Source organism: Vagococcus penaei (genome assembly GCF_001998885.1).
GTDB lineage: Bacteria > Bacillota > Bacilli > Lactobacillales > Vagococcaceae > Vagococcus > Vagococcus penaei.
Map to the genome: position 1 here is coordinate 1,704,566 of NZ_CP019609.1, position 26,486 is coordinate 1,731,051.

At 35.9% G+C, this 26,486-nt stretch carries 22 protein-coding genes; 17 read left to right on the forward strand and 5 right to left on the reverse strand.

Annotation, left to right across the window (positions count from 1 at the left end; genetic code table 11):
* Positions 1 to 2,280, reverse strand: coding sequence for a glycoside hydrolase family 65 protein (locus BW732_RS08150; RefSeq protein ID WP_077276285.1), 2,280 nt, complete (start codon positions 2,278 to 2,280; stop codon positions 1 to 3).
* 252 nt (positions 2,281 to 2,532) lie between these two features.
* On the opposite strand from BW732_RS08150, the gene BW732_RS08155 reads away from it, so the two are divergent.
* The 8 genes from BW732_RS08155 to BW732_RS08190 all read left to right on the forward strand — a co-directional run bounded on the left by BW732_RS08155 (position 2,533) and on the right by BW732_RS08190 (position 12,490).
* The gene (locus tag BW732_RS08155; RefSeq protein ID WP_077276286.1) at positions 2,533 to 4,707 is read left to right on the forward strand and encodes a PTS transporter subunit IIBC; all 2,175 of its coding nucleotides are present in this window, start codon (positions 2,533 to 2,535) and stop codon (positions 4,705 to 4,707) included.
* 16 nt (positions 4,708 to 4,723) lie between these two features.
* Positions 4,724 to 5,539 (forward strand): endonuclease/exonuclease/phosphatase family protein, encoded by an 816-nt coding sequence (locus tag BW732_RS08160; protein ID WP_077276287.1) that lies wholly within the window; start codon positions 4,724 to 4,726, stop codon positions 5,537 to 5,539.
* A gap of 23 nt (positions 5,540 to 5,562) precedes the next feature.
* A complete protein-coding gene (locus BW732_RS08165; protein ID WP_077276288.1) occupies positions 5,563 to 6,573 on the forward strand; it encodes a LacI family DNA-binding transcriptional regulator in 1,011 nt (336 codons plus the stop codon).
* A gap of 127 nt (positions 6,574 to 6,700) precedes the next feature.
* Complete coding sequence (locus BW732_RS08170; RefSeq protein ID WP_126844466.1) at positions 6,701 to 7,870, forward strand: galactokinase; 1,170 nt, start codon at positions 6,701 to 6,703, stop codon at positions 7,868 to 7,870.
* A 12-nt stretch (positions 7,871 to 7,882) separates the two neighbouring features.
* Entirely contained in the window at positions 7,883 to 8,872 is a 990-nt protein-coding gene (galE, locus tag BW732_RS08175; protein WP_077276289.1) for a UDP-glucose 4-epimerase GalE, read from the forward strand.
* A gap of 16 nt (positions 8,873 to 8,888) precedes the next feature.
* A complete protein-coding gene (gene galT, locus BW732_RS08180) occupies positions 8,889 to 10,385 on the forward strand; it encodes a UDP-glucose--hexose-1-phosphate uridylyltransferase (RefSeq protein ID WP_077276290.1) in 1,497 nt (498 codons plus the stop codon).
* Positions 10,386 to 10,421: 36 nt separating this feature from the next.
* Complete coding sequence (locus tag BW732_RS08185) at positions 10,422 to 11,429, forward strand: LacI family DNA-binding transcriptional regulator (RefSeq protein WP_077276291.1); 1,008 nt, start codon at positions 10,422 to 10,424, stop codon at positions 11,427 to 11,429.
* Positions 11,430 to 11,449: 20 nt separating this feature from the next.
* Positions 11,450 to 12,490: an aldose epimerase family protein gene (locus BW732_RS08190; protein WP_077276292.1), complete on the forward strand. Its 1,041-nt coding sequence runs from the start codon at positions 11,450 to 11,452 to the stop codon at positions 12,488 to 12,490.
* Between the two features lie 70 nt (positions 12,491 to 12,560).
* Here BW732_RS08190 and BW732_RS08195 read toward each other — a convergent pair whose 3' ends face one another.
* From BW732_RS08195 to BW732_RS08205, 3 genes are read right to left on the reverse strand one after another with little or no spacing between them, the layout of a single operon-like run.
* Entirely contained in the window at positions 12,561 to 13,709 is a 1,149-nt protein-coding gene (locus tag BW732_RS08195; protein ID WP_077276293.1) for a pyridoxal phosphate-dependent aminotransferase, read from the reverse strand.
* A 60-nt stretch (positions 13,710 to 13,769) separates the two neighbouring features.
* Entirely contained in the window at positions 13,770 to 14,492 is a 723-nt protein-coding gene (locus BW732_RS08200) for an amino acid ABC transporter ATP-binding protein (RefSeq protein ID WP_077276294.1), read from the reverse strand.
* A complete protein-coding gene (locus BW732_RS08205; protein WP_077276295.1) occupies positions 14,485 to 15,945 on the reverse strand; it encodes an ABC transporter substrate-binding protein/permease in 1,461 nt (486 codons plus the stop codon). The genes BW732_RS08200 and BW732_RS08205 overlap by 8 nt, the downstream gene beginning before the upstream one ends.
* A 213-nt stretch (positions 15,946 to 16,158) precedes the next feature.
* On the opposite strand from BW732_RS08205, the gene BW732_RS08210 reads away from it, so the two are divergent.
* The 9 genes from BW732_RS08210 to BW732_RS08245 all read left to right on the forward strand — a co-directional run bounded on the left by BW732_RS08210 (position 16,159) and on the right by BW732_RS08245 (position 24,896).
* The gene (locus BW732_RS08210; protein ID WP_077276296.1) at positions 16,159 to 16,839 is read left to right on the forward strand and encodes an ABC transporter ATP-binding protein; all 681 of its coding nucleotides are present in this window, start codon (positions 16,159 to 16,161) and stop codon (positions 16,837 to 16,839) included.
* On the forward strand, positions 16,839 to 18,122 hold the full coding sequence (locus tag BW732_RS08215; RefSeq protein WP_077276297.1) for an ABC transporter permease: 1,284 nt from the start codon (positions 16,839 to 16,841) through the stop codon (positions 18,120 to 18,122). The genes BW732_RS08210 and BW732_RS08215 overlap by 1 nt, the downstream gene beginning before the upstream one ends.
* 101 nt (positions 18,123 to 18,223) lie before the next feature.
* Positions 18,224 to 19,456 carry a peptidase T gene (pepT, locus tag BW732_RS08220; RefSeq protein ID WP_077276298.1) on the forward strand — a complete coding sequence of 411 codons (1,233 nt, stop codon included), beginning with the start codon at positions 18,224 to 18,226 and terminating at the stop codon, positions 19,454 to 19,456.
* Between the two features lie 69 nt (positions 19,457 to 19,525).
* Positions 19,526 to 20,305 carry an SDR family oxidoreductase gene (locus BW732_RS08225; RefSeq protein WP_077276299.1) on the forward strand — a complete coding sequence of 260 codons (780 nt, stop codon included), beginning with the start codon at positions 19,526 to 19,528 and terminating at the stop codon, positions 20,303 to 20,305.
* Positions 20,306 to 20,477: 172 nt separating this feature from the next.
* The gene (locus BW732_RS08230) at positions 20,478 to 22,004 is read left to right on the forward strand and encodes a flavocytochrome c (RefSeq protein WP_077276300.1); all 1,527 of its coding nucleotides are present in this window, start codon (positions 20,478 to 20,480) and stop codon (positions 22,002 to 22,004) included.
* 116 nt (positions 22,005 to 22,120) lie between these two features.
* The gene (locus BW732_RS11625; RefSeq protein WP_228414926.1) at positions 22,121 to 22,387 is read left to right on the forward strand and encodes a LacI family DNA-binding transcriptional regulator; all 267 of its coding nucleotides are present in this window, start codon (positions 22,121 to 22,123) and stop codon (positions 22,385 to 22,387) included.
* Complete coding sequence (locus tag BW732_RS08235) at positions 22,324 to 23,103, forward strand: substrate-binding domain-containing protein (RefSeq protein ID WP_228414927.1); 780 nt, start codon at positions 22,324 to 22,326, stop codon at positions 23,101 to 23,103. Before BW732_RS11625 ends, BW732_RS08235 begins: the two co-directional genes overlap by 64 nt.
* 126 nt (positions 23,104 to 23,229) lie before the next feature.
* Entirely contained in the window at positions 23,230 to 24,273 is a 1,044-nt protein-coding gene (locus tag BW732_RS08240; RefSeq protein WP_077276301.1) for a PTS transporter subunit EIIC, read from the forward strand.
* Positions 24,274 to 24,302: 29 nt separating this feature from the next.
* Complete coding sequence (locus BW732_RS08245; RefSeq protein WP_077276302.1) at positions 24,303 to 24,896, forward strand: GH32 C-terminal domain-containing protein; 594 nt, start codon at positions 24,303 to 24,305, stop codon at positions 24,894 to 24,896.
* On the opposite strand, the gene BW732_RS08250 is transcribed toward BW732_RS08245, so the two are convergent.
* Positions 24,878 to 26,365: an IS1182 family transposase gene (locus tag BW732_RS08250; RefSeq protein ID WP_077276303.1), complete on the reverse strand. Its 1,488-nt coding sequence runs from the start codon at positions 26,363 to 26,365 to the stop codon at positions 24,878 to 24,880. The genes BW732_RS08245 and BW732_RS08250 overlap by 19 nt on opposite strands.
* Between the last annotated feature and the right edge of the window lie 121 nt (positions 26,366 to 26,486).

Genomic DNA, 26,486 nt, shown 5'->3' on the forward strand with positions numbered 1-26,486 from the left:
TTATTTTTCTAGTGGAGCAGTTAGTGAATCGATAATGGTATATGTTTTATCGTACAACGTCACATCTAATGTTTCACCGCTTAGTAAGCTGATAGTCACTGTATCAGAAACAATGACATGTAATAGACGTCCACGATAGTTAATATGGAAAGCATATTTTGTCCATTGTGATGGTAGGAATGGCGCAAAACTTAGTGACTCATCAAAAGTTTTCATTTGGGCAAAACCTTGGACGATTGCTAACCAGCTACCAGTCATTGAAGTAATATGTAAACCATCTTCAGTATCATTATTATAATTATCTAAATCGAGACGAGCTGTTCGTTGATACATTTCAATCGCTTTTTCTTCCATCCCTAGTTCAGCTGCTAAAATTGAGTGAATACATGGTGATAAAGAAGATTCGTGAACGGTCATTGGTTCATAAAAATCAAAGTTACGGCGTTTTTCTTCCATTGTAAATTGATTATTAAAGAAATAAATTCCTTGGAGCACATCAGCTTGCTTAATAAAACAAGAGCGTAAAATATGATCCCAAGACCAATTTTGATTTAATGGTACATCAGTTGCTGCTAAATCAGAGACTGGCATTAAATCTTTGTCTAAGAAAGTATCATGTTGAACGAAGATTCCTAATTCTTCATCTGTTGGATAATACATGTGTTGACGAATATCTTCCCATTTTTTTACTTCTTCATCAGAAATGGTAATTGTCGCATTTTCTTTGAATTTTTTGTAAGACTCTAGAGTATAATTTAAAACCCAAGTTGCAATCACATTTGTATACCAGTTATTGTTGACGTTATTTTCATACTCATTTGGTCCAGTTACGCCATGAATCATGTATTTTTGGTGACGTTTTGAGTAATGCACTCGGTCAGCCCAAAAACGTGCGATTTCAACTAAAACTTCGAGACCTTCATTGGCTAAGTAAGATGTGTCTCCTGTGTAATTTGTGTAGTTATAAATGGCATAAGCAATCGCACCATTACGATGAATTTCTTCAAAAGTAATCTCCCATTCATTATGACATTCCACACCTGTAAAAGTTACCATTGGGTAAAGTGCCCCTTTTAACCCTTGTTGGCGAGCATTGTGTTGTGCTTGTGGCAATTGATTGTGACGGTATTTTAATAAATTTTCAGTTACTTTTGGTTCAGCTAAAGCCAAGTATAGTGGGACAGCATAGGCTTCAGTATCCCAATAAGTTGCTCCGCCATATTTTTCACCTGTGAATCCTTTAGGTCCAATGTTCAATCGCTCATCTTCACCATAGTAAGTTGAGAATAGTTGGAATAAATTAAAGCGAATACCTTGTTGTGCTTCCGCATCACCTTCAATAACTACGTCAGCTAGTTCCCAACGTTTTTCCCAAGCAGCTTGGTGATCGGTTTTTAATGTCGCCACACCCATTTGATTGATATCGGTCATTAATTTGCCAGCAATGTCAAGTTGTTCAGTTTCAAGAATATCACGACTAGTGACAATGATCACTTTTTTAGTTAAGTTAAAGGTCTCGTTGAGTTGTAAGTCAGAGATAAATGTTTCAGTAGCAGTTAAAAAGCTTGTTTCTTTTTCAGCTAAGACTGGTTTGTTTGATTCGTGAGCCATCATAGCAGTAATTGTAAATTGCTCAATAGCAAAATTATTTGGAATGGTACGAGCTGTCACGAAAGAGTATCCCTTATCGTGTGTCCCAACATTGAGTTCTTCCCAGAACATGTCATCATAGTTGCTGTCTTCGTTATGGACGTTATTATCAAGTTTTGAGACAACTTTAATTGTTGCGTTGCCTGCCAGTAGAGTTGCTGAAAAGTTAATAATTCCTAATTCTTTTGTAGTTAAGCTTAAAAAGCGCTCAAAATGACATTTGACTTTTGCGTCACCGACAGTTACAACAAATTCACGTGTTAATATCCCGTGTTGCATGTTTAACTCTTGGTAAAAATGTTCAACCGGCATTGTAGCTAAATCGATTTTTGTGTCATTAATATAAATATCCATAGCAATAAAGTTGATAGCATTAATTACTTTACCAAAATAGTCTGGATACCCGTTTTTCCACCAACCGACACGAGTTTTGTCTGGATACCAAACACCAGCAATATACGTGCCTTGGTGATGGTCGCCACTGAAGCCTTCTTCAAAGTTACCACGCATTCCCATATAGCCGTTGCCTGTACTAGTTAGTGATTCTTGTAAACGTAAATCATTAGTATGTAAGTGAGAGGTTGTTAGTTTCCATGGATCGATATCAAATAATCTTTTTAAGTGTTGCATGAAGGTTCCTCCTTAAAGTAAATATCTTTAATGCTATAATAAACGCAAACGGTTGCGAAATCAATAGTAAAATTGAAAAACATAAAAAAATTAAAAAATCCTTGTTTTAAAATGAATATATAGTAGGTAAATAATAGTTATCCATGGATTAAAAGAAATTAATAAAAATAAACTTTACAGAATTACTAGGAAAAGCTATAATCAGTTTTAACGAAAACGATTGCGTTAAAAAGGTGAAGAAGGGTGAAGAAGATGAAAAAAGTATTTAATTTTGAGTTTTGGCAAAAGTTTGGGAAAGCTTTAATGGTTGTCGTGGCAGTTATGCCGGCTGCTGGTTTAATGATTAGTATTGGTAAAACGTTACCATTAATTAACCAAAATCTAGCACCATTAGTTACAACTGGTAGTGTTATTGAGAATATAGGTTGGGGTATTATTGGTAACTTACACATTTTATTCGCATTAGCGATTGGTGGTAGTTGGGCAAAAGAACGCGCAGGAGGTGCTTTTGCAGCCGGAATATCGTTCATTTTAATCAACCGTATTACTGGGGCAATTTTTGGTGTAACAAATGATATGTTAGGCAATGAAGAGGCCTTCACTCATACAATATTCGGTACAAAAATCATGGTCAAGGGTTTCTTTACTAGCGTTTTAGAGACACCTGCTTTAAATATGGGTGTGTTTGTTGGGATTATTGCTGGTTTTGTTGGAGCAATGGCTTATAATAAATACTATAACTATCGTCGTTTACCAGATGCGCTATCATTTTTTAATGGAAAACGCTTTGTGCCATTTGTCGTTATTTTATGGTCAGTTATTGTGTCGTTAGTTTTAGCCGTTGTTTGGCCAAGTATCCAAGCAAGTATCAATAATTTTGGCTTATGGATTGCGTCATCGCAAGACACAGCACCTATTCTAGCGCCATTCCTATACGGTACATTGGAACGGTTATTGTTACCATTTGGCTTACATCATATGTTAACGATTCCGATTAACTATACGCAACTAGGTGGTACATACGAAATTTTATCTGGTGTTCATGCTGGAACGGTTGTGTACGGTCAAGACCCATTGTGGTTAGCTTGGGCCACAGATTTAGTCAATTTACAAAATGCCGGAGACATGACACAGTATAATCAGGTATTAAATAATTGGACACCTGCCCGTTTTAAAGTTGGCCAAATGATTGGAGCAACAGGTATTTTAATGGGCTTGACTTTAGCAATGTATCGTAATGTTGATGCTGACAAACGAGTACAATACAAATCAATGTATGTATCAGCAGCTTTAGCTGTATTCTTGACAGGCGTAACAGAACCTCTAGAGTTTATGTTTATGTTTGCAGCAGTTCCGTTGTATATTGTTTATGCTATTTTACAAGGGACAGCTTTTGCTTTAGCCGATATCATCAGTTTACGTGTGCATTCATTTGGTAATATTGAGTTACTCACACGGGTCCCAATTGCTGTTAAAGCGGGTCTGGGCGGTGACTTAATCAATTTTGTTTTAGCAAGTATTTTTTATGCAGTCTTTACTTACTTTTTAGCTAATTTTTTAATTAAAAAATTTAACTATGCTACACCTGGTCGTAATGGTAATTATGAAAGTGACCGACCAGTTGACACAGCATCTACAAGTTCTTCGTTGACAGGTGTTAGTCAACAAGTCATTGATATTGTTAATTTATTAGGTGGTCGAGAAAATATTGTGGATGTTGATGCTTGTATGACTCGCCTACGAGTGACTGTGAAAGAGATGGGACAAGTAGGTAGCGAAGAAGCTTGGAAGCGTGCTGGAGCGATGGGCTTAATTTTGAAGGATAATGGCGTACAAGCTGTTTACGGACCGAAAGCGGATGTTATTAAATCAGATGTTCAAGATTTATTAGAATCTGGCGTCGATATTCCTAAAAAAGATGTAGTTGAAAGCGAGTCAGTCGTTGAACCTAAAACGACACAATATCAAGGTAAGACACTGTCATTACTTACTGTGGCAGAAGGTGAAGTGATTGATTTAGAAGATGTTTCAGATCAAGTATTCTCACAAAAAATGATGGGTGAAGGCTTCGCTGTGACACCAGTAGGGACAGCGGTCTATACACCAGTCACAGGTAAGATAGTATCAATTTTCCCAACAAAACATGCGATTGGGATTCAGGCAGAGGATGGTTTAGAAATACTTGTACATATGGGGTTAGACACTGTCGATATGAAACAATCAGCGTTTAATGTTAGTGTGACGGAAGGTGATACAGTTCAAGCAGGTCAACTCATTGCCGAAGCTGACTGGTCATTAGTCGAGGCAGAAGGAAAGGCGACCACAATTGTCGTCGTTGTGACTAATAGTCAACTGTTAGAATCTGCAAAACTGACCGTTAGAGGGCCCGTTCAGCCACAAGCAAGTGTTGCCCAAGTAAGGTATTAACAAAGGAGTGTTAGCGATGAAGTGTTTAACGTTAAATACGCATAGTTGGTTAGAGAGTGATCCTCTGACTAAGCTGGCTAATTTAGCCACGTTTATTCATACTGAAAGAGTTGATGTTATTGCCTTACAAGAAGTCAATCAATTGATTGCTACAGCTAATGTGGTTAACTTAGACGACTTTTTTATTCCGATTGCGAGTGAGACAGTACCGATTAAGCAAGATAATTATGCAATACAATTAATCGCTAAATTAAAAGAATTAGGTGATAATTATTATTGGAGTTGGTGTTATAGTCATGTTGGGTATGATAAATATCATGAAGGAGTGGCAATTTTAGCCAAACGACCATTTGTGGCGAACGCTATCCTAGTGTCACCAATGGATGATCCGTTGAATTATCGAACACGTAGGCAACTCATCGCATCTTTTTCTGATTATCATGTATTAAGTGGGCATTATTCTTGGTGGACTGGTAACCAATTAGAAGGGTTCCAAGCTGAATGGCAAGCAACACTTAATGAATTAAAAAATTATTCAGGCAAGAAATTATTAGCAGGTGATTTTAATGCTCCAAGCAATCGACTAAATGAAAGTTATGCGTTGATTTGTCAAAGTTTTACCGATACGTATCATGAAGCGCAAGAACAAATTGGATCTGCCACAGTTGGTCAAACAATTGATGGTTGGCAAGATGTGACGGAGGCAATGCGAATTGATTATGTATTTATGTCATCTAGTTGCCAAGTTCAATCATATCGAGTAGTATTTGATGGCAAGCAACAACCAATAATTAGTGATCATTTTGGTGTGTTAGTTGATATCATGATTTAGTTTGATAAGGGAGCGTAGAAGGTATGAGTGTAACGATTAAAGATGTTGCAAAAGCAGTAGGAGTGGCACCGTCAACTGTGTCACGAACTTTGCAAGATCATCCTAGTATTTCACTGGAAACAAAAGAACGTGTAAGAAAAGCTATGGATAGGTTAGGGTATGTGCCGAATGCTTCAGCCCAAAACTTAGCAAATAAATATTCGAATACTATTGGGGTAATTTTGCCGGAAATTACGACTAAAGATCGACGGAGTAATCCATTTTATTTAGAAGTCATTACGGCAATGAATGAAGAAGCACGTAAACAAAAAGTTACGATAGCGATTGCCTCAGGTGAAACCCAAACAGAGTTACTTGAAAATGTTCAGTTGATGTATCGTCAAAAACGAGTAGATGGTTTTGTCATGCTTTACGTTCAAGAGAATGATTTGGTGCTAGATTATTTAGTGGCTAATAATGTACCATGTACCATTATAGGTAATCCTTATCGATACAATAATGAATCAAATTGTGTCGATAATGACAATCAATTACTAGGTCGAACAGCCACACAACACCTCATTGATAAAGGTCATGAACGAATTGTATTTGTGACAAATAATGATCAAGAAAACTTTTTTAAAGAACGTTATGGTGGCTATGTTAAAGCGATGAGTCAAAATCAGCTAGCGCCAATTGATTATTTTTGTTTAAAACAACCAACTGATTATTTAGTTTTTGAAGAATATTTAAAAGCTGAACGACCAACTGGTTGCATTGCGATTGATGATATGTTTGCGATGCGTCTTATTCAAATGGTTAATTTGTTTGGTTTTTCTGTACCAGATGATATCTCCGTGATTAGTTTTAATAATTCTATTTTTACGACATTAATTCATCCATATATTACGTCATTAGATATTCATGCAGAATTACTAGGTAAGACGGCTTTGGAAGAATTTTTAATTCAATTAAAAGATGAGCAAGCAATGAAAAAACGAGTGATTATTCCTCACACTTTGATTGAAAATGAAACGGTGAGAGATTTAACTTAATGAAAAAGACTACGACTGAGATGTTCAACATTTTAGTCGTAGTTTTTTTTATTTAGTAAATAAACTTGATAAAATTTAGTAAATAAATTATAATTAATTTACTAAATAAAATAGCGAGGTGCCAAAAATGATTGAGACATTAAACGAGACATTTATCAAAATTTTTAACGAAAAACCTGAAAGCGCTTATTTTGCGCCGGGTAGAATTAATTTAATTGGTGAACACACAGATTATAATGGTGGTAATGTTTTTCCGTGTGCAATTTCGTATGGAACGTATGGGGTTGTTAAAGCTCGTGAGGATCGACTAGTAAGACTTTACTCAATGAATTTTCCGGATTTAGGGATTAAAGAATTTAGTTTAGATGATTTAACCTATAAAGAAGCCGATAACTGGGCTAATTATCCAAAGGGTATGATAGGTTACTTATACGATTTAGTTGACAATAAAGAAGCTGTAACTGGTTTTGATGTGGTCATTTTTGGTGATATTCCAAATGGAGCAGGCTTATCGTCATCAGCATCAATAGAACTCTTAACTGGTGTTATTGTAGAAGATTTATGGCAACTCACGTTAGATCGTGTTGAGTTAGTCAAGTTGGGACAAAAAGTGGAAAATCATTTTATTGGTGTAAATTCAGGGATTATGGATCAATTCGCCATTGGAATGGGACAAAAAGATCAAGCCATTTTATTAGATTGTCATACTTTGAATTATGAAATGGTACCAGTACATCTTGAAAATGAAAAAATTCTAATTATGAATACTAATAAGCGTCGTGAATTGGCTGATTCAAAATATAATGAACGCCGTGCAGAATGTGATGAAGCACTACGTCGTTTACAGACAGTTACAGATATTCAAGCTTTAGGCGAGTTAAGTTTAGCTCAATTTGATGAATTAAAAGCGGTCATTAAGGATGATACGTTAGAAAAACGTGCACGCCACGCAGTTGCTGAAAATCAACGAACTCTTGAAGCTAAACAAGCTCTTGAAGCCAATGATTTACAGACTTTTGGTGAGCTATTAAATGCGTCACATCAATCATTAAGAGATGACTATGAAGTAACGGGTCAAGAATTAGATACAATCGTGGCTCTAACACAAGCGCAAAATGGTGTGATTGGTGCTAGAATGACAGGTGCTGGTTTTGGAGGCTGTGCGATTGCTTTAGTAAAAGAGGATAAATTACCAGAGATTATTCAAGCTGTTGGTAAAGCTTATCAAGAAAAAATTGGTTACGAGGCTGATTTTTATGTAGCAAGTATAGCAGATGGTGCAAAAAAAATAGATTAGGAGACGATTTTGATGACAATAGCAGTTTTAGGTGGAGCAGGTTACATTGGATCTCATTTTGTAAAAACGTTAGTTGAATCAGGTCAAGATACAATCGTGATTGATAATTTATTGACGGGACATCGTGAAGCGATACATCCAGATGCACGTTTTTATGAAGGGGATATCCGCGATAAGGTTTTTTTAAGTGAGGTATTTGATAAAGAGTCAATTGACGGTGTCGTACATTTTGCTGCAAGTAGTTTAGTAGGGGAATCAGTTGATAATCCGTTGAAATACTTTAATAATAATGTTTACGGGACGCAAATTGTCTTAGAAGTAATGAAAGAGCATGATGTGAAAGCTATCGTCTTTTCATCAACAGCTGCAACGTATGGAGAGCCAGCTGAATTACCGATTACTGAAACAACACCGACTAATCCTAAAAATCCATACGGTGAAAGTAAATTAATGATGGAAAAAATGATGCATTGGTGCGATGAAGCCTATGGAATCAAATATGTTGCGCTACGTTACTTTAATGTAGCAGGAGCTAGCTTAGATACAACAATTGGTGAAGATCATCATCCTGAAACACATTTAGTCCCGATTATTCTACAGGCGGCTTTAGGTCAACGTGAACAAGTTACCATTTTTGGTGATGATTATGCTACTGCAGATGGTACTTGTGTGAGAGATTATGTACATGTTGTTGACTTAGCCCAAGCCCATTTATTAGCTCTTGACTACCTAAAAGCTGGTCATGACAGTACCGAGTTTAATTTAGGAAGTAGTGAAGGTTTTTCTGTAAAAGAAATGGTAGAAGAAGCAAAACGTGTAACACAACGTCCGATTAAGGCGGTTTTAGGCCCACGTCGAGCAGGTGATCCGGCTCAGTTAGTAGCATCTTCTGAAAAAGCTCAAACAGTTCTTGGATGGAAACCACAGTATACAAATGTTGAGACTATCATTAAAACAGCTTGGAAATGGCACGAAACTCATCCTAATGGGTATCAAAAATAAAGGTGGTATAGGACAAATGTCAAAAGATGAATTAATTTATCATGTCACTTCGGCATTGATTGCATCAGGACCATGGACGGAGCTAGACCGAATTTATTTACAAAATCGGTTGCTAGGCTTAGTTGGTGAAACAAGTTTTCAAACACCCAGTAATTTAGTACAGACAGCCTTTAATCAAGCGGAGTTACTTAGTCAGCTCGATGAATTGATTAATATAGCTATTGCCAACGAGGTTATTGAAAATAATCAAAGTGCGCGTGATATTTTAGAAAGTCAGATAATGGATTTGATGACACCAGCACCATCAGTTGTTAATGAAACTTTTACAGGTTATTATAATGAAGACCCTAAGAAGGCGACAGATTATTTTTATGACCTTAGTCAAAGAAATAATTACATTAAAACGCGTCAAATTGAAAAAAATATTCGTTATACATATCCATCGGTTTATGGTAATTTAGAAATTACTATTAACTTGTCCAAGCCTGAGAAAGATCCAAAACAGATTGCCCTAGAAAAAAATACACCAAAGAGTCATTATCCTAAGTGTTTACTTTGTATGGAAAATGAAGGCTATGAAGGTCATATTACACACCCTGCTCGGACGAATCATCGAATCATTCGTCTCGATTTAGCGGGAGATCTATGGGGCATGCAGTATTCACCTTATGCTTATTATGATGAACATGCGATTTTTTTATCTAGCCAACATCGCCCAATGGCAATCAATCGACGTTGTTTTGAGCATTTGTTGCAAATCGTTGATATCTTGCCACATTATTTTGTGGGCTCGAATGCTGATTTGCCAATTGTTGGTGGGTCAATTCTAAGTCATGATCACTTTCAAGGTGGTGGTCATACATTTGCAATGGCAGAAGCACCTATTGAAACCGAGTTTACGCTAAAGGAGTATCCTGAAATTCAAGCGGGAATTGTTAAGTGGCCAATGTCAGTTATTCGATTAACAAGTGAATCAAAAGAACAACTAGTCGATGCATCTGTTTATGTGTTGAAGCAATGGCAAGAATATAGTCAACCAGAGTTAGATATTGTAGCAGAAACAGCAGATGGTGTTAAACATCATACGATTACACCGATTGCTAGAAAACGTGGTACTAGCTATGAACTAGACTTAGTGTTGCGAGATAATAATGTTTCAGAAACTTATCCTGATGGTATTTTCCATCCACATCCAGAGGTTCAACACATCAAAAAAGAGAATATTGGATTAATCGAAGTGATGGGCTTAGCGATTTTACCACCTCGTTTGAAGGATGAGTTGCAGGAAGTTAGTGCTTATTTACTTGGAAAAGATAATGAGATAGCAGATTATCATATCGCTTGGGCACAACAAATTAAAGATAAACATTCAGAAATAAATGAAGAGTCAGTTGATAAGTTAGTTCTTCAAGAAGTCGGTGTGGTGTTCGAACAAGTACTACATGACGCGGGTGTATTTAAACGGGATACGGAAGGCCAACAAGCATTTCAAGCGTTTGTCGCAACATTATAAATTTATAGTATTAAGTATGAGGAAGGGGAGATCACCATGGCAACTATTAAAGATATTGCAGAACGTGCAAGTGTCTCGCCTGCCACAGTCTCACGAGTTTTAAATTATGATCAAGAATTATCAGTTTCGGATGCCACCAAAAAACGTATTTTTGAAGCGGCTGAAGAACTTAGTTATACCAAGCATCTTAAAAAAATACCGCAACCCATTGGCCGAATTGGTTTATTACAATGGTATGATGAAACAGAGGAATTGGATGATTTGTATTATCTGTCGATTCGTTTAGGTATTGAAAAAAAGGCTGAAGAATTAAATTATGCTATTGAAAAACTTACCTGGTCGGATACAAAAATTAACGAAACAGATTTAGATGGCATGTTAGTTTTGGGAAAAGTCAGTTTAGCAGAGATTGAGCGCTTGCGTCAAGAACACCAAAATATCGTCTTTATTGATTATGATGCTCTACAGTTTGGTTTTACTAGTATTGTTGTTGATTATGAGCAAAGTGTACGATTGGCAGTGAATCACTTGTTAGGAAGTGGCATTGATGAGATAGGTATTATCTCAGGGCTGGAGTCCACAAAATGGGAAAAAGAATCTTTGGAAGATCAACGTCGATTATTTTTTGAAAGAATATTAACTAATCTGGATTTGCTGCAGTCAGAGCATCTGTATGCAACGGACTTTTCGGTTGCCGGAGGATATGAGTTAATGAATCAATTATTAACTACGAAGCGACCGTTACCTAAGAGCTTTTTCTGTTCAAGTGATGCGATTGCTATTGGAGTACTACGTGCTTTGACAGAGCATGGGGTGAAAGTCCCTGAAGATATCAGTCTCATTGGTTTTAACGATATTAGTGTGGCTAAATATGTGACACCAGCATTAACAACAGTGAAAGTTTATACAGAATGGATGGGAGAGTTAGCAGTGAAAACATTGATTGAAGCAGCCGCTTGCCCACCACCAACACCTAATAAGGTAACAGTGGCTTCTCAGTTAATTGTGCGAGATAGTACACGAAGTTCATTCTTAAATAATTAGGTAGAAGGAGCGAGTGACTTATGTTAACAGAAAGTTTTGGTCAAACATCACAAGGTGAGTCAGTATCATTATACTGGTTAGAAAACGACATACTTAGAGTTGCGCTCACAGATTTAGGAGCATCTCTCGTTAAAGTATTAGTTAAAACACCACAAAATCAAGAAATTGATGTTGTCTTAGGGTATGATACGGCGACTGAATACGAACTGGAAAATGATATATTTATAGGAAGTGTGGTCGGTCGTCATGCGAATCGTATCGCGCAAGCACGTTTTGAGTTAGATGGACAAATCTATCAGTTAAAGGCTAATCAAGAAACGAACAATTTGCATAGTGGTCCAGATTTTTATCGAACTAGACGTTGGCATGTTGTTGACGGAAATGAGACAGAAGTGACTTTTGAATTGGTTAGTCCGGATCAAGATCAAGGGTTTCCAGGAGAGTTGACAATGCGAGTGACCTATCGCTTGATTGAAGGAGTACTGAGCGTATCGTTTACTGGGTTGTCGACAGCAAACACTATTTTTAATCCAACGCACCATAGCTATTTTAACTTAAATGGACATGATTCTGGTACGGTTTTAGGGCATTATGTTAAGTTAAATGCCCAAGCTTATACACCAGTACACGATAACTTAGCGATACCAACAGGCGAAATAAAATCAGTGATAGGAACTCCATTTGATTTTACGCATGGCAAAACACTTGGAAAAGATATTGATTCTGATGATGTCCAATTAGAGTATGCTAAAGGTTATGATCATAATTTTGTTTTAGGCAATCGAGTTGGCGAGCTAACTACTGTGGGCACAGTGACGGGTGAGCAGACGAGGATTCAGTTAACGGTCAAAACAACTTTACCTGGTTGTCATTTATATACAGGGAATTTTATTAGTGAGCGTACTGGCAAAGGGGGGGCAATTTACCGAGAACGGACAGGTGTTTGTTTAGAAACGCAATTTTTCCCAAATGCGATTAACACACCAGGTTTTACGGCACCGATTTTATTAGCTAAGCAACCTGTAATTTATGAAACTGAATTTTGTTTCACAACTCATTAAATAAGTTGATAAAAAACGCGTGTGAGTCAATTCTATCTGACTCGCACGCGTTTTTAGTTAGTTAATAATATTAAAAAGTTAGTAAGTTAATTCGCTTAAAAGCTTCAGCTAAAACATCTAAACTTTGGGTTGCAGCTAAACGAACATAGTTATCACCACTATCACCGAAAGCTTTGCCTGGAATAACTAAGACTTTTTGTTGTTTAAGTAAAGTCATGGCAAATTCCACGGAAGAAAGCCCTGTTTTTGAGATGTTAATAAACGCATACATACTACCTTTGACCGGATGAATACTTAGAAATGGGCAAGCTACGACTTGTTGCTCTACAAAATCTAAACGCTCCTTAAAGACATCGGTAATTTCTGGTGTTAATGTATCGTAATGTGTTAGTGCATAAATTCCTGCTCGTTGTGAAGGCGTAGGTGCTGAAAATGTCACGTCTTCATTTAATAAACGGCAAGCTGCATTAATATAGTCTGGGGCAATCATGTACCCAATTCGCCAGCCTGTCATCGCAAAGGCTTTTGAAAAACTACTAAACGTAATCGTATGCTCAGGAGCAAAAGTGGCTATCGGAACAAAGTCTTCATAAAAACTAAACGCTTCGTAAACTTCGTCAGATAAAATATAAAAATCGTGCTCAATTGCTAATTGAGCAATTGCTTGGAGAGTTTCTTTTGAAAAGACAGCACCTGTAGGATTATTAGGTGAATTAATAATTAAGGCTTTTGTTTTTGGTGTGATGGCTTGTTTTAAAATATCAATATTAATTTGGAAACCGTCTTCTTCAAATGTTGGAATAATGACAGGCGTTCCACCAGCTTCAATCACTTGATTTTTGTAAGGTGAAAAGAATGGTTCGTGAATAATTACCTCATCGCCAGCATCTAATAGCACCTGCATGGTTAAATACATTCCTTGCAATGCTCCAACAGTTGCTCGAACTTGATTTGGTTGAAAAGTGAGTTGGTAGTGGCGTTGATAAAAGTCTAAAACGCCTTGAATAAAATCAGCACTACCATCTGATGCAGTGTAGTGAGTATGACCAGCTTTAACATCTTTAAATGCGGCATCAATAATAGCATCCGGTGTTTTTAAGTCAGGATCGCCAATTGATAGATTTAATAATTGGTCCATCTGGCTGGCTATTCCAACAAATTCCATTAATAAATTATCATCCGGTTGTTGATAAAAGGTTGCTAAGTAAGATTTATCCATAAACGTGTACCCTCCATTTTTTAATAAAAAGAACAAAGAAATTCATCTTTGTTCTAAAGTTTATAATACTTTTTTCAAAAAGTCTTGTGTTCGAGCATTTTTAGGGTGATTAAATATTATTTCGGGTGTTCCTTCTTCTTGAATAATACCATCGGCCATAAATATGACACGATCTGCTACTTCACGGGCGAAGCCCATTTCATGTGTTACCACGACCATTGTCATGCCTTCCGTGGCCAAATCATTCATAACGGTTAAAACTTCACCAACCATCTCAGGATCAAGAGCCGACGTTGGTTCATCAAACAGCATAACATCTGGTTGCATAGCTAAGGCACGAGCAATTGCTACACGCTGTTGTTGACCACCAGATAATTTTGCTGGATAGCTATCCGCTTTATCTTCTAAGTCAACTTTTTTTAATAAAGCCATAGCTAGTTCATTAGCATCGGATTCTGTCATTTTTTTGACTTTGATGGGACTAATAGTTAAATTTTCTAGGACAGTTTTGTGGGGAAAAAGATTGAAACTCTGAAAAACCATGCCCATTTTTTCGCGCAATTGATTAATATCAACACTAGGATCTAAAATATTTGTTCCTTCAAAGTCGATTTGACCAGAAGTAGGCGTTTCTAACAAATTAAGGCAACGTAAGAAAGTACTTTTTCCACTTCCTGAAGGTCCGATAACGACGACAACTTCGCCTTTTTTTACATTGGCATCAATACCTTTTAAAACCTCGTTTTTTCCAAATTTTTTCTTCAAATTAGTAATTTTAATCATGAGCACCCATTCTCCTTTCAGCAACACCTAATAGACGCGATAGCGTGAAGGTTAAAATAAAGTAAATAATTGAAGCTAAGACAATTGGTAGGAACGGCTTAAAACTAGCTCCTTGAACAACACCGGCTTGGAACATCAATTCGGATACCCCGATAACAGAAACAACCGATGATTCTTTTATAACGGTAACAAACTCATTACCAAGAGCAGGTAAAATATTTTTCACGGCTTGTGGCATAATAATATAGCGCATTGTTTCAATATGATTCATTCCTAATGAACGAGCAGCTTCTGTTTGCCCTTTGTCTACAGCGTTTAGACCCGCACGAATAATTTCAGCAACATAAGCACCACTATTTAAAGCCAGTGATAAACAACCAGCGGCCAAGGCACTCATATTAAAACCGATTGCTCCAAAACCGAAGAATACTAAGAAAATTTGGACAAGTAAAGGCGTGCCTTTAACATACTCAATATAGACAACAGCGATACCTTTAAATAATTTATTTTTTGATAGCTTCATTAAAGCCAATAGAGTGCCTAAGATTGCACCGAATAAAACGCCGATGAATGCTAGAAATAAGGTATATCCAGCTCCTTTTAAATAGAAAGTGCCATATTTTTGAAAGAACGATTGGTCGCCTACCATCAATTTGGCAGCCTCTTTTTTGTAGACATCGACCAATTGCTTGTCGTTTATGGTGGCAATAGATTGGTTAACAGCAGCTAATAAACCAGGAGCGTTTTTAGGTAAAGCAATGGCATTTTGTTTAGGACGTTCATCAAGTGAGACACCATCAGCAAAAGCTAAGCGTTCATTTTGTAATATATAGGCTTCAGCAACAGGACCTTCAACGACTGCGCCATCAATTTTTTTATTTTGCAATTGTAACATGATATCTGGTAATTTTTGCAGCGAGACAGTTTTGGCATGCAAGACATCATTTGATAATTCTTCTTGAATGGACTGTTTCTGTGCACCAACTTTGACACCATTAAAGTCATCTGCAGATTGAAATTTTTTTAAGTCATCTTTTCGAATTACAACTTTTTGTTCAGATGTCATATAGGAGTCAGAAAAGTCCACTTCTTGTAGTCTTTCTGGGGTTGGAGTCATACCAGAAATAACTAAGTCAACTTTACCGGTTTTTAAGGCACCTAGCAGGGCATCAAAACCATATTCTTCAATTTTGAGTTTAACGCCCATATCATCAGCAATTTTTTGAGCGATATCGACATCGATTCCGACAATTTTATCTTTGCCATCAATTGTTGTGTGAAATTCGTAAGGAGCATAATCGGCGGATAAACCAACTGTTAATGTTCCTTTTTCTTTAATTTTATCAAGCACTGGATCTTTTTCATCAGCTAGTGCAGGACCACTGAAAAAAACATTGAAAATGAGTACAAAGAAAAGCAAAATAATAGAAAATTTTTTGGTTTGTTTTTTCATAATAAGTGACTCCTATTTATTTATTTCTTAGTAGTATAACTTAGTACGTATTAATATGCAAATATATTTTAAAAATATACAAAAATATTGAATAAAATGAATTTTATTCATACTTTATGTATAAAATAAAATACTACTTAAGTATGATAACAATTAGTTCAAGACTATGTAATAATAATCTTATCAAGTTATTATGAAAGGTAGGGTAATATTATGTCGGTAGTTGAAGTAAATAATTTGAAAAAAACATACGGTTCTGGTGAAACAAAATTTGATGCCTTAAAAGGCATTGATTTAGTTGTTAATAAAGGTGAATCGGTTGCAATTATTGGGAAAAGTGGCTCCGGGAAATCTACATTAATGCATATTTTAGCATTATTGGATAAACCAACCAGTGGCACTATACGTATTTTGGATAAGGACGTTGAAAATGTTTCAAAAAAAGAATTGAATCATATTCGTAATGATACATTTGGTTTTGTGTTTCAACAATTTTTCATGAATCCGCAAGATACAGTCTTAGAAAATGTGGTACTGCCGCTTAAAATTGCTGGTATGTCACGTAAAGAACGGACAGAAAAAGGTTTAGCTGCTTTGGCGGCTGTTGAATTAGAGAGTAAAGCCAAAAATAAAGCGAATGACTTGTCAGGTGGACAAAAACAGCGGGTCTGTATTGCCCGAGCATTAGTTAATAATCCAAGTATCATTTTTGCAGATGAGCCAACTGGTAACTTAGATACTACGACAGGTGAGAAAATCGAGCAATTATTATTTTCATTAAAAGAAGAACAAGGTATTACATTGATTATTGTGACGCATGATCCGGATTTAGCCGCACGTTGTGATCGACAAGTTCAAATTAGTGATGGTTTAGTTGTAGGGGAGGGATTATAATGAAAATTTGGGATATTTTTCGGTCAGCAAGTGCAAATTTATTACGAAATAAGAGTCGGACAATCTTAACGATTATTGCTATTTTTATTGGAGCATTTACTATTTCCCTCACTGTTGGAATTAACATTGGTGTCAATGATTATGTTGACAAACAGTTAAATAGCTTAGGTGATGCGAATCAAATGTTTATTACACCCAAACGAGAAATGACAGGTTTTCCTGGTGCTGAAAGTGAAGGTCCACAAGTCTATCAAGAGGGTGCCAAATCAAATGATGAACAAAATTATTTGAGTAAGGATGATTTGAAAAAACTGAAAGACACTAAAGGATTAACGAAAGTAAAAGCTTTTGAAACTTATACGACAGAATTTATTCAAAGTCAGGATTCTAAAAAATATGTCATTCAAGCTCAACCAGATACTGGTGTGAAACTGGAACTTTCTGCAGGGAAACAAGTTGACAATGATACAGACAGCTACGAGATGGATTTAGCACCTGAGTTTGTTAAAGCATTAGGTTTTAAAAATGCAAAAGCCGCTGTTGGAAAAGAAATCACGTTAGGTGTTGCTCAAATGGCATCTGGTAAACAAGAGCTAGTGAAAGTAAAAGTTGTCGGTGTTAGAGAAGATAGCATCATTCAAGGTGGAACTAGTTTAACGAACCAATCCTTATCAAAAAAATTAACTGCGATTAATCAAGAAGGTCTACCAGATAGTATGAAGAATAAAGTCCCAATGGCGACAGCTTTAGTCGATTCTTCTTATACAGCAAAAGAAGTTACAGATTTAAAAAATCGTTTATCTGATGCTGGTTTTGAGGCGCAAACGATTGAAGATAGTATCGGAACAGTCAAGAGTGTTATTAACGGTATTACAGGTGTTCTAACAATGTTTGGTGGGATTGCGTTATTAGCCGCTAGCTTTGGTATCATTAACACGTTGTATATGTCCGTTCAAGAGCGAACTCGTGAAATTGGTTTAATGAAAGCGATGGGGATGAGTGGTGGTAAAATTTTCACTCTCTTTAGTGTTGAAGCTTTATTAATCGGTTTTTGGGGTTCAGTGATTGGTGTTCTAGGAGCAATGGGTGCGGGACAATTAATTAATAATTTTGCAGCTGATAGTTTCTTGAAGAATTTAGATGGATTAACTTTAATTGAATTTAGTGTGCAACCTGTGATTATGATTATTCTACTAATTATGTTAATTGCATTCTTAGCAGGAACTTTCCCAGCAAAACGTGCAGCTAAATTAGATCCAATTACCGCTTTACGTTATGAATAGTTAAGTGAATTATATGGAAAGTGGTCATCAAACGTTAAGTGTTTGGTGACCGCTTTTTATTTTTACTATATAATAAGATAAAAATGAAAGAAGGTTGTCCTATGCCAAAAACTAAATTACTCGACCGTTTTCTAACCTATATCAAAGTGAATACACGTTCAGATGCTAGTCGTTCCAGCATTCCCACAACACCTGGTCAAACTGAGCTATTGTTAATGTTAAAGGATGAGCTAGAAAGTATTGGGTTAGATCAAGTTTGTTATAATCCCAAAAATGCATTTTTAACCGGTATTTTACCCAAAAATTGTGAGCAAGATGTGTCAGCAATAGGATTTATAGCGCACGTAGACACTGCTGATTTTCCAGCTGAGACGATTGACCCACAAGTTATTGAGAACTATCAGGGGACTGATGTGCTCCTCAATGAAGAACAAGGAATTGTGATGAGTACAGCAGAATTTCCTAATTTGCTCGATTATATTGGTCAAACCTTAATTACAACGGATGGAACGACACTATTAGGTGCAGATGATAAAGCAGGTATTGTTGAAATTTTAGGTATGCTCGATTATTTTATTGCTCACCCAGAGTGCCCTCATGGCGATATTTTAGTTGCATTTGGTCCAGATGAAGAAATAGGTCAAGGTGCTGATCATTTTGATGTGGCGAATTTTCCGGCTGACTTTGCTTATACAGTTGACAGTGGGCGAATTGGTCACTTGGAATACGAAACCTTTAATGCCGCTCAGGCTGTGATTAAAATTGATGGAACAAGTGTTCATCCTGGAACGGCTTACGGTATGATGGTGAATGCGCTCAAAGTAAGTTATGAGATTGATCGACATTTACCACAACTTGATGTACCTGAAAAAACCCGTGGCTATGAAGGGTTTTATTTATTACATAATTTAACTGGAACGATTGATTATGCAGAAATGACGTATATTATTCGCGATCATAACACCATACTATTTAACCACCGTAAGAACGAGTTGTCACGAATTGTGTCACAATTAAACGCCCAATTTGATCGTCCGCGAATCACTCTTGAGATGAAGGACCAATACTACAACATGCGTGAAGTTATTGAGCAAAATATGCGGTGTGTCGATCTGGCGTTAGATACGATGAAAAAAAATGGCATTGAGCCAATTGTCACTCCATTTAGGGGTGGTACGGATGGGTCGAAAATTTCATTGATGGGTTTACCAACACCTAATATTTTTACAGGCGGTGAAAATTTCCATGGTCAATACGAATTTATTACGTTGGAAGCTATGGAAACAGCAATGAATATATTGATCGAAATTGTCAAAGAGAATGTTGTTTGTTAATTTTTATTGAACGAATACTATTCAAAAGGTATACTTATCTCATAGAGTTTATGAAGGAGAGTGTGTCAAATGATGGATATTCGAAATAAACGTGTTGTCATTACTGGAGCAGGTTCTGGTATTGGTCGAGCAACAGCTTTGAAGTTTGCTGAATTGGGTGCTGTCGTCGGCTTGATTGATATTAATGAACAGGGCCTTGACGATATTGTGAAAGAAATCTACCGCCATAATGGTGAAGCATATTATGAAGTTGTTGATGTGATGGACGAGGAACGCCTCATGGAAGGTATTGCTCAACTAGCTAATCAACTTGGTGGCTTAGATGGCTTAGTCTGTAATGCTGGTATTAATGGGACTTGGGCACCAATAGAAACTTTAAAAATCGAAGACTGGCACCGAACAATCGATACAAATTTAACGAGTACATTTGTATCATTAAAAGCCGCCATCCCCTTAATGAAAGATGATGGGGGAAGTATTGTCATTACTAGTTCAATTAATGGTAATCGAATTTATAATAATTTTGGTGCTAGTGCTTATAGTACGTCTAAAGCCGGACAAGTATCGTTGATGAAAATGGCCGCTTTAGAATTGGCACGATGTAATATTAGAGTTAATGCTGTGTGTCCAGGTGCGATTGAGACACCGATTAATAGTAAAACAATTATTGAGAAAGAAACTGAAGAAGTTCAAATTAAAGTGGAGTTTCCAGAAGGTGACCGCCCGTTAAAAGCGGACACAGGACAACCAGAACAGGTAGCAAATGTCATTGCTTTTTTAATTTCTTCACAATCAGGTAATGTTTCAGGTACTGAAGTCTATGTTGATGGTGCAGAATCGTTATTATAACAATTTTTTAATTAATTTAACTACTAGATGCTATTATTCTAGTAGTTTTTTTTGTTTTAAAAAACGCATGAGAATTTGTGAAAAAATTATAAAAATGATTGAGTTTTTTTATAATATAAGCTACAATTTAACTATATTGTTACGTAATTAACAAAGGTAAAGGAGCAGACTTATGAAAAAGAAAGTGTTACAGTCATTGACAGTTGGGTCAGCAATTATTTTTATGTTAGCAGGTTGTGGAGGAAACAAAACGGAAACAAAAGAGTCTACGAAAAAAGAAACTAAAACAGAAGCTTCTAGTACAGATGTAGCAACAGGAGCGTCGGCACAAGCCTATACAGATCCAAAAGATTTACAAGATAAGTACGATATTGTGATTATTGGTGCTGGTGGTGCTGGAATGTCTGCAGCGATTCAAGCCAAAGATGCTGGAAAAAATCCAGTTATTTTAGAAAAAATGCCGGTTGCTGGTGGAAATACTCTGAAATCTTCTAGTGGAATGAACGCATCTGAAACAAAATTCCAAAAAGAATCTGGTATCAGTGATAGCAATGATAAATTTTACGAAGAAACACTAAAAGGTGGACATGATAAAAATGATAAGGAATTATTACGTTACTACGTTGATAACTCAGCTTCAGCAATTGATTGGCTAGACTCAATGGGAATTCGTTTAAATAATTTAACGATCACTGGTGGAATGAGTGAAAAAAGAACACATCGTCCAGAAGACGGATCAGCTGTTGGTGAATACTTAGTTCACGGCTTATTGAAAAATGTAACGGAACTTAATATTCCCATTTTTGTGAATGCAGATGTAACTGAAATTAAAGAAAAAGATGGTAAAATTTCAGGTGTTAAAGTTGATATGAAAGAAACTAAAGAGAAAAAGGAAATTAGCAGTCAAGCAGTTGTTGTAGCAACTGGTGGTTACGGGGCTAACCCTGAGATGATTAAAGCTGAGAAACCTGAACTTGATGGTTATGTAACAACAAATCAAGAGGGTAGTACAGGTGACGGTATTAAGATGATTGAAAAACTTGGTGGACAAGTTGTTGACATGAATCAAATTCAAATTCATCCAACTGTTCAACAAGATACTGGTATTTTAATTGGTGAAGCAGTCCGTGGAGAAGGTGGTATTTTGGTCTCTGAAGATGGTACACGATTTATTAATGAATTAGACACTCGTGATAAAGTATCTGCTGCTATTAATCAATTAAAAGGCAAAGCTGCTTACTTAGTTTTTGATAGTGGTGTGCGTGAACGCGTAAAAGCAATTGATTTTTACGATAAACAAGGGTTTGTGAAAAAAGGTGAAACTGTGGCTGATTTAGCTAAAGAAATCGGTGTGAAGGAAGACGCTCTTGATAAAACGGTTACTGATTGGAATCAAGCTGTCGCAGATAAAAAAGATGCTCAGTTTGAACGTAAAACAGGCATGGATAAACCGTTAGACAAAGGTCCATACTATGCAATTAAAATTGCACCTGGTATTCACTATACAATGGGTGGGGTTAAGATTAATGCAAAAACTGAGGTCTTAACTAAAGACAACAAAGCTATTCCAGGTTTATACGCTGCTGGTGAAGTAACTGGTGGACTTCATGGTACTAACCGTATTGGTGGTAACTCAGTTGGTGATATCATTGTCTTCGGTCGTCAAGCAGGTGACCAATCAGCACAATACATTAAATAATTGATTAGTTAAACTTGTTTATTAGTCTAAGCTAATAAACAAGTTTTTTAATTTGTAATTGCAAAAATTCGTTGCTTGTAGTATAAGTTAGGTAAGAATTAAAAGGAGGTGGGAAAATGGCAGATATGAATGATGTAGCAAGACTTGCTGGTGTCTCAAGAGGTACTGTATCCAATTATATTAATGGGGTAAAAGTCAAGGAAAGTACCCGTGTGAAAGTGGAAGCGGCAATTAAAGAGTTAGATTATGTTCCAAATATGGCTGGACGCTTTTTGAAAACACAAAAAAGTGATATTGTGGTATTTATTTTACCAACAATTTGGAATCCATTTTTTTCAGAATTAGCCTTCTATTTGGAAAAAAATTACGTAATCATCAGTTAAAAATGATTTTATGCAATTCTGAAGATGACTATAAGCAAGAATTGGACTATATTACAATGGCAAAAGAGCAAAAAGTTAAGGGGATTATAACTATTTCATATAGTGATATTTCACCTTACGTGACTTCAGATATTCCAATTGTATCAATTGAACGTTATTTTAATGATAAAGTACCTTTTGTGACTAGTGATAATTTTGCAGGTGGTGAACTTGCTGCCGAGGAATTAACTCGCTTAGGTGCTAAACGATTATTAATGGTGGGACGCGATATTGAAAATAATTTAGGTGTTATGGAACGCCTAAATGGTTTCAAAAGTTACTGCTTGCGACATCATCTAAACTTTGAGATGTTTGTAAAACGCAGTACCTCTGCCGAGTTTAAAGAACAATTAATGTCTGAAATTCAGCAGCTATATAAAAATGGGGTTACATTTGATGGTATTTTTGCCGCAACAGACCGCTATGCTCAGTATTGCTTAAATGTGTTAAATGATCTTCAGCTTACTATTCCTCGTGATGTCCAGTTAGTTGGATTTGATGGTGCTAAAAATTTTAAAAACGAAGAAACTATCATTTCATCGATTCGTCAACCAGTTGAAGAAATTGCCAATCTAGCTGTTGAAGAATTATTACAATTAGAAAAAACACGTCATCAGGTGCAACGTAAGCATATTTTACCTGTAACGTTCATTGTGGGTAAAACAACAAAAAAATAGTATAAAGTACTTGAAAAAATAAAACGTTCCATTTATAATAAAAGATGTAAAGTGAACGTTTTATTTTTTTAAACTATTATTGGAACGTTCCAAAAACGAAAAAATCATAAAGAAAAGGTGAGCATAATGGATTATAATCGTATTGCAAAAGAAGTCATTGCTGCCATTGGTGGCAATGATAATATAGAGAATGCTGCGCACTGTGTGACCCGTTTACGTTTAGTTTTAAAAGATGAGAAAGCATATGATAAAGAAACGTTAGAAGGTATTGAAGGAGCTAAAGGCGTCTTTTTCAATAGTGGACAGCTCCAAATTATTTTTGGACCAGGAACTGTTGAAAAAGTTTTTGCGGCCTTCCAAGAAGAAGCTGGGATCAAAGAGGCTTCTTTACAAGATGTCAAAAAAGCTGGTACAGGCAAACAAAATAAAATGCAACAAGCATTTAAAATCTTCTCTGATATTTTTGTCCCTATTATTCCGGCTTTTGTTGGCGCAGCAATGATTTTAGGTTTACGGTCTTTACTAACAATACAATTTGGATTTTTAGGTGGCTCGATGGCTGAAAATTGGCTTTGGGCACAGGATTTGTCACGTTTCTTTGAAGTTATTGCAACGACATTTGCCTACTTACCAGTACTCGTTATGTATTCAGCTGTTAAACGTTTTGGTGGAAATCCTGTTTTAGGTTTAGTAGTTGGTTTTGTCATGGTTACACCACAACTGATGGATCGAACGGTTTATTTAACCGGTAACTATCAGCAACTGGATATGTGGCACTTTTTCGGTTTTAATATCCCGCAAGTGGCTTATCAAGGGGGTGTTTTTCCAGCTATTCTGACAGTATGGTTTTTAGCTAAAGTAGAACAATTTACAAAGAAAAAATCACCACAAACGCTGAGTTTTATCTTAGTGCCAACTATTACTATTTTGTTATCGGCAATAGCACTCTTTCTAGTGTTTGGACCAATTGGTAATGCGATTGGCGACGATCTTGGTTGGGTAATTGATGTCCTTTATAATCGTGCGGGTGTATTTGGAGCTTTTGTTTTTGCAGCTCTATTGCAACCTTTAACTGTTACAGGAACGCAGCATGCGATTCAAGGAATCGAGGCACAATTAGTCGCAACTACAGGATTTAATTATATTCAACCCTTTTGGTTACTACACTAGAAGAATTAGATGCTGGTTTTGATTAGTATGTGCCACAAGCTTTTTACGGAAAAGATGATGAACCGATTGTTATGGGGTGGTTTGGCTGTGGGGAACCAGTCTATCCTAATGATAATGAATGTTGGAAACATGGTTTAACTGTACCAAATATAATGACTATCCAAAATAATAAATTACGTCGTTATCCTACAAATGACATGTTATCAGCCTTTGAGTTCATTGAAAGAACGATAAGTAATGATTATTTATTGTCATCAAAACACAGTCATCTACGGTTTGAGTTAACACAAACGGAAGAATTTAGTCTTAAAGTTGGTACAGAAGATAACTATTGGGAATTAACGACTGATTGTAGCAACCAGACAATCAGTATAGATCGTAGTCATTTAATTCAGTTAATTGATGAAGAGTATGGTATGACGCGTTCGGTAGCTTATGATCAATTTGGAACAGATCCCATTACAGTAGATATTTTTCTAGACAACAGTTTTGTTGAAGTTTACTTGAATCAAGGTGAAGTTGTCTTTAGTTTTAGAGTGTTTATCGCTAGCGACGAACAACGTGCAATTTTCTCTCAAGCAAAACAGATTGAATATAGCCTCTATCAAGAAAAAATACAGTAGTATTTTTTCTTCAGATTGAAGACAAACCAGTTGCTCATAAAGGGTAATTGGTTTGTTTTTTTGTATCTTATCATTATTTTTGATAAAATTCCCAAAATAGATAAAAAAATAGAGCCCTTCAGGTCTCTTAATTTAAGCATTTTTGCTAATTTTTTAATGTTAAGGCATGCGAAAGTGAGCCCAATTTTCATGTGCATTTTTTCTTTCCCAATTAAATTAGTGTAACGTAAGCCATGAAATTCTTTTGCCGTTCCAAATAATCGCTCAATTGTTTGTTTTCGATTATTATATATAGCTTTCATTCCAAGGGAATGACGTATGTCTTCACAACGTTCCATATCATTTTCCCATAAATGTCGTTGAATTAATTTCCTCTTTTCTTTTGACTCAGTACAATAGGCAATCAAAGGGCATTGACTACAATCAGACGTATTACTTTTGTATTCACGATATCCGTCTCTGTTAGTTGTTGTATAGCTTAAAATTTTCACATTAGGGCAGATATATTGATCGTAGTATTCATCGTAAACATAATCATGTTTTTTATAAAATCCTTTTTTGGTCATAGGTCTTTTATATGGAAAAATAGGTGTTAAATTATTTTGAAATAATAAATGGGCTATACCAGGTGTTTTGTATCCAGCGTCCATTACTAATTTATCTAAGGTAAAGTGACTTTGTAATTTATTATAGATATCGATGAATGTCCGACTATCATGTTGATTACCAGGATGAGTTGTATATCCTAAAACCCAACCATTCTTGTCACATGCTACTTGTGCAGCATAAGCAAAAACCTGTTTATGCTCTCCTTTATGGAACCAACCACTCTCATCATCTGTTTTACTAATTTTTTTATGTTTTACCTGATTTTCACTTTCCTCTCTTCTTTTTAAGGGCTTTTTTAATCTTTTTTCTCTATCTATTTCAACTTCTTTTTGTAGTGATTCCACATAAAAAAGAGTTTCTTCAGTAACTTCGTTACTTTCATATTTTTTATTATTTGCATGTGCTTTTATATGAGTACCATCAATAAATACTTCAGAAGTATCCACTAATTCAGCTTCAATACACTGTTCTAATATGCCGTAAAATATTTGTTCAAAGATATCTGTACCACGAAATCTTCTAGAATAATTTTTGCCAAAGGTTGAGAAGTGAGGAACAGCATCTTCGATATCCAAACCTAAAAACCAGCGATAAGCCATGTTAACCTCAACATCTTTAATAGTTTGTCTCATACTTTTTATACCATAAAGATACTGAATCAACGGAAGTTTAATTAATAGAACCGGATCTATACTAGGGCGGCCATTTGATTCATCGTATTTATCTTCAACTAACTTATAAATAAAATTAAAATCTACATATTTATCAATATCTCTTAATAGATGTTCCTTGGGAACTAAATCTTCTAGAGAATAAAAACCAATTTGATTACGTTTGCTCATATCTTGTTTTTTTAGCATGGAAGCAACTCCTTTTCTCTATTTTACCAAGAAAAAAAGACAAAGTATCAAATTTTTGATACTTTGTCTACAGTCTGAAGAAAAAATACAGTAGTATTTTTTCTTTTTTTGTGTACTAGTG

What these genes read in the sequence shown, in the direction of transcription:
- BW732_RS08160 (WP_077276287.1), top strand. Translation starts at nt 4,724, where the DNA reads ATGAAGTGTTTAACGTTAAATACGCATAGTTGGTTAGAGAGTGATCCT.
- BW732_RS08195 (WP_077276293.1), bottom strand. Translation starts at nt 13,709, where the DNA reads ATGGATAAATCTTACTTAGCAACCTTTTATCAACAACCGGATGATAAT.
- BW732_RS08225 (WP_077276299.1), top strand. Translation starts at nt 19,526, where the DNA reads ATGATGGATATTCGAAATAAACGTGTTGTCATTACTGGAGCAGGTTCT.
- BW732_RS08230 (WP_077276300.1), top strand. Translation starts at nt 20,478, where the DNA reads ATGAAAAAGAAAGTGTTACAGTCATTGACAGTTGGGTCAGCAATTATT.
- BW732_RS08250 (WP_077276303.1), bottom strand. Translation starts at nt 26,365, where the DNA reads ATGCTAAAAAAACAAGATATGAGCAAACGTAATCAAATTGGTTTTTAT.
- BW732_RS11625 (WP_228414926.1), top strand. Translation starts at nt 22,121, where the DNA reads ATGGCAGATATGAATGATGTAGCAAGACTTGCTGGTGTCTCAAGAGGT.
- BW732_RS08150 (WP_077276285.1), bottom strand. Translation starts at nt 2,280, where the DNA reads ATGCAACACTTAAAAAGATTATTTGATATCGATCCATGGAAACTAACA.
- BW732_RS08210 (WP_077276296.1), top strand. Translation starts at nt 16,159, where the DNA reads ATGTCGGTAGTTGAAGTAAATAATTTGAAAAAAACATACGGTTCTGGT.
- BW732_RS08205 (WP_077276295.1), bottom strand. Translation starts at nt 15,945, where the DNA reads ATGAAAAAACAAACCAAAAAATTTTCTATTATTTTGCTTTTCTTTGTA.
- BW732_RS08200 (WP_077276294.1), bottom strand. Translation starts at nt 14,492, where the DNA reads ATGATTAAAATTACTAATTTGAAGAAAAAATTTGGAAAAAACGAGGTT.
- BW732_RS08170 (WP_126844466.1), top strand. Translation starts at nt 6,701, where the DNA reads ATGATTGAGACATTAAACGAGACATTTATCAAAATTTTTAACGAAAAA.
- galT (WP_077276290.1), top strand. Translation starts at nt 8,889, where the DNA reads ATGTCAAAAGATGAATTAATTTATCATGTCACTTCGGCATTGATTGCA.
- BW732_RS08185 (WP_077276291.1), top strand. Translation starts at nt 10,422, where the DNA reads ATGGCAACTATTAAAGATATTGCAGAACGTGCAAGTGTCTCGCCTGCC.
- BW732_RS08155 (WP_077276286.1), top strand. Translation starts at nt 2,533, where the DNA reads ATGAAAAAAGTATTTAATTTTGAGTTTTGGCAAAAGTTTGGGAAAGCT.
- BW732_RS08215 (WP_077276297.1), top strand. Translation starts at nt 16,839, where the DNA reads ATGAAAATTTGGGATATTTTTCGGTCAGCAAGTGCAAATTTATTACGA.
- galE (WP_077276289.1), top strand. Translation starts at nt 7,883, where the DNA reads ATGACAATAGCAGTTTTAGGTGGAGCAGGTTACATTGGATCTCATTTT.
- BW732_RS08190 (WP_077276292.1), top strand. Translation starts at nt 11,450, where the DNA reads ATGTTAACAGAAAGTTTTGGTCAAACATCACAAGGTGAGTCAGTATCA.
- pepT (WP_077276298.1), top strand. Translation starts at nt 18,224, where the DNA reads ATGCCAAAAACTAAATTACTCGACCGTTTTCTAACCTATATCAAAGTG.
- BW732_RS08165 (WP_077276288.1), top strand. Translation starts at nt 5,563, where the DNA reads ATGAGTGTAACGATTAAAGATGTTGCAAAAGCAGTAGGAGTGGCACCG.
- BW732_RS08240 (WP_077276301.1), top strand. Translation starts at nt 23,230, where the DNA reads ATGGATTATAATCGTATTGCAAAAGAAGTCATTGCTGCCATTGGTGGC.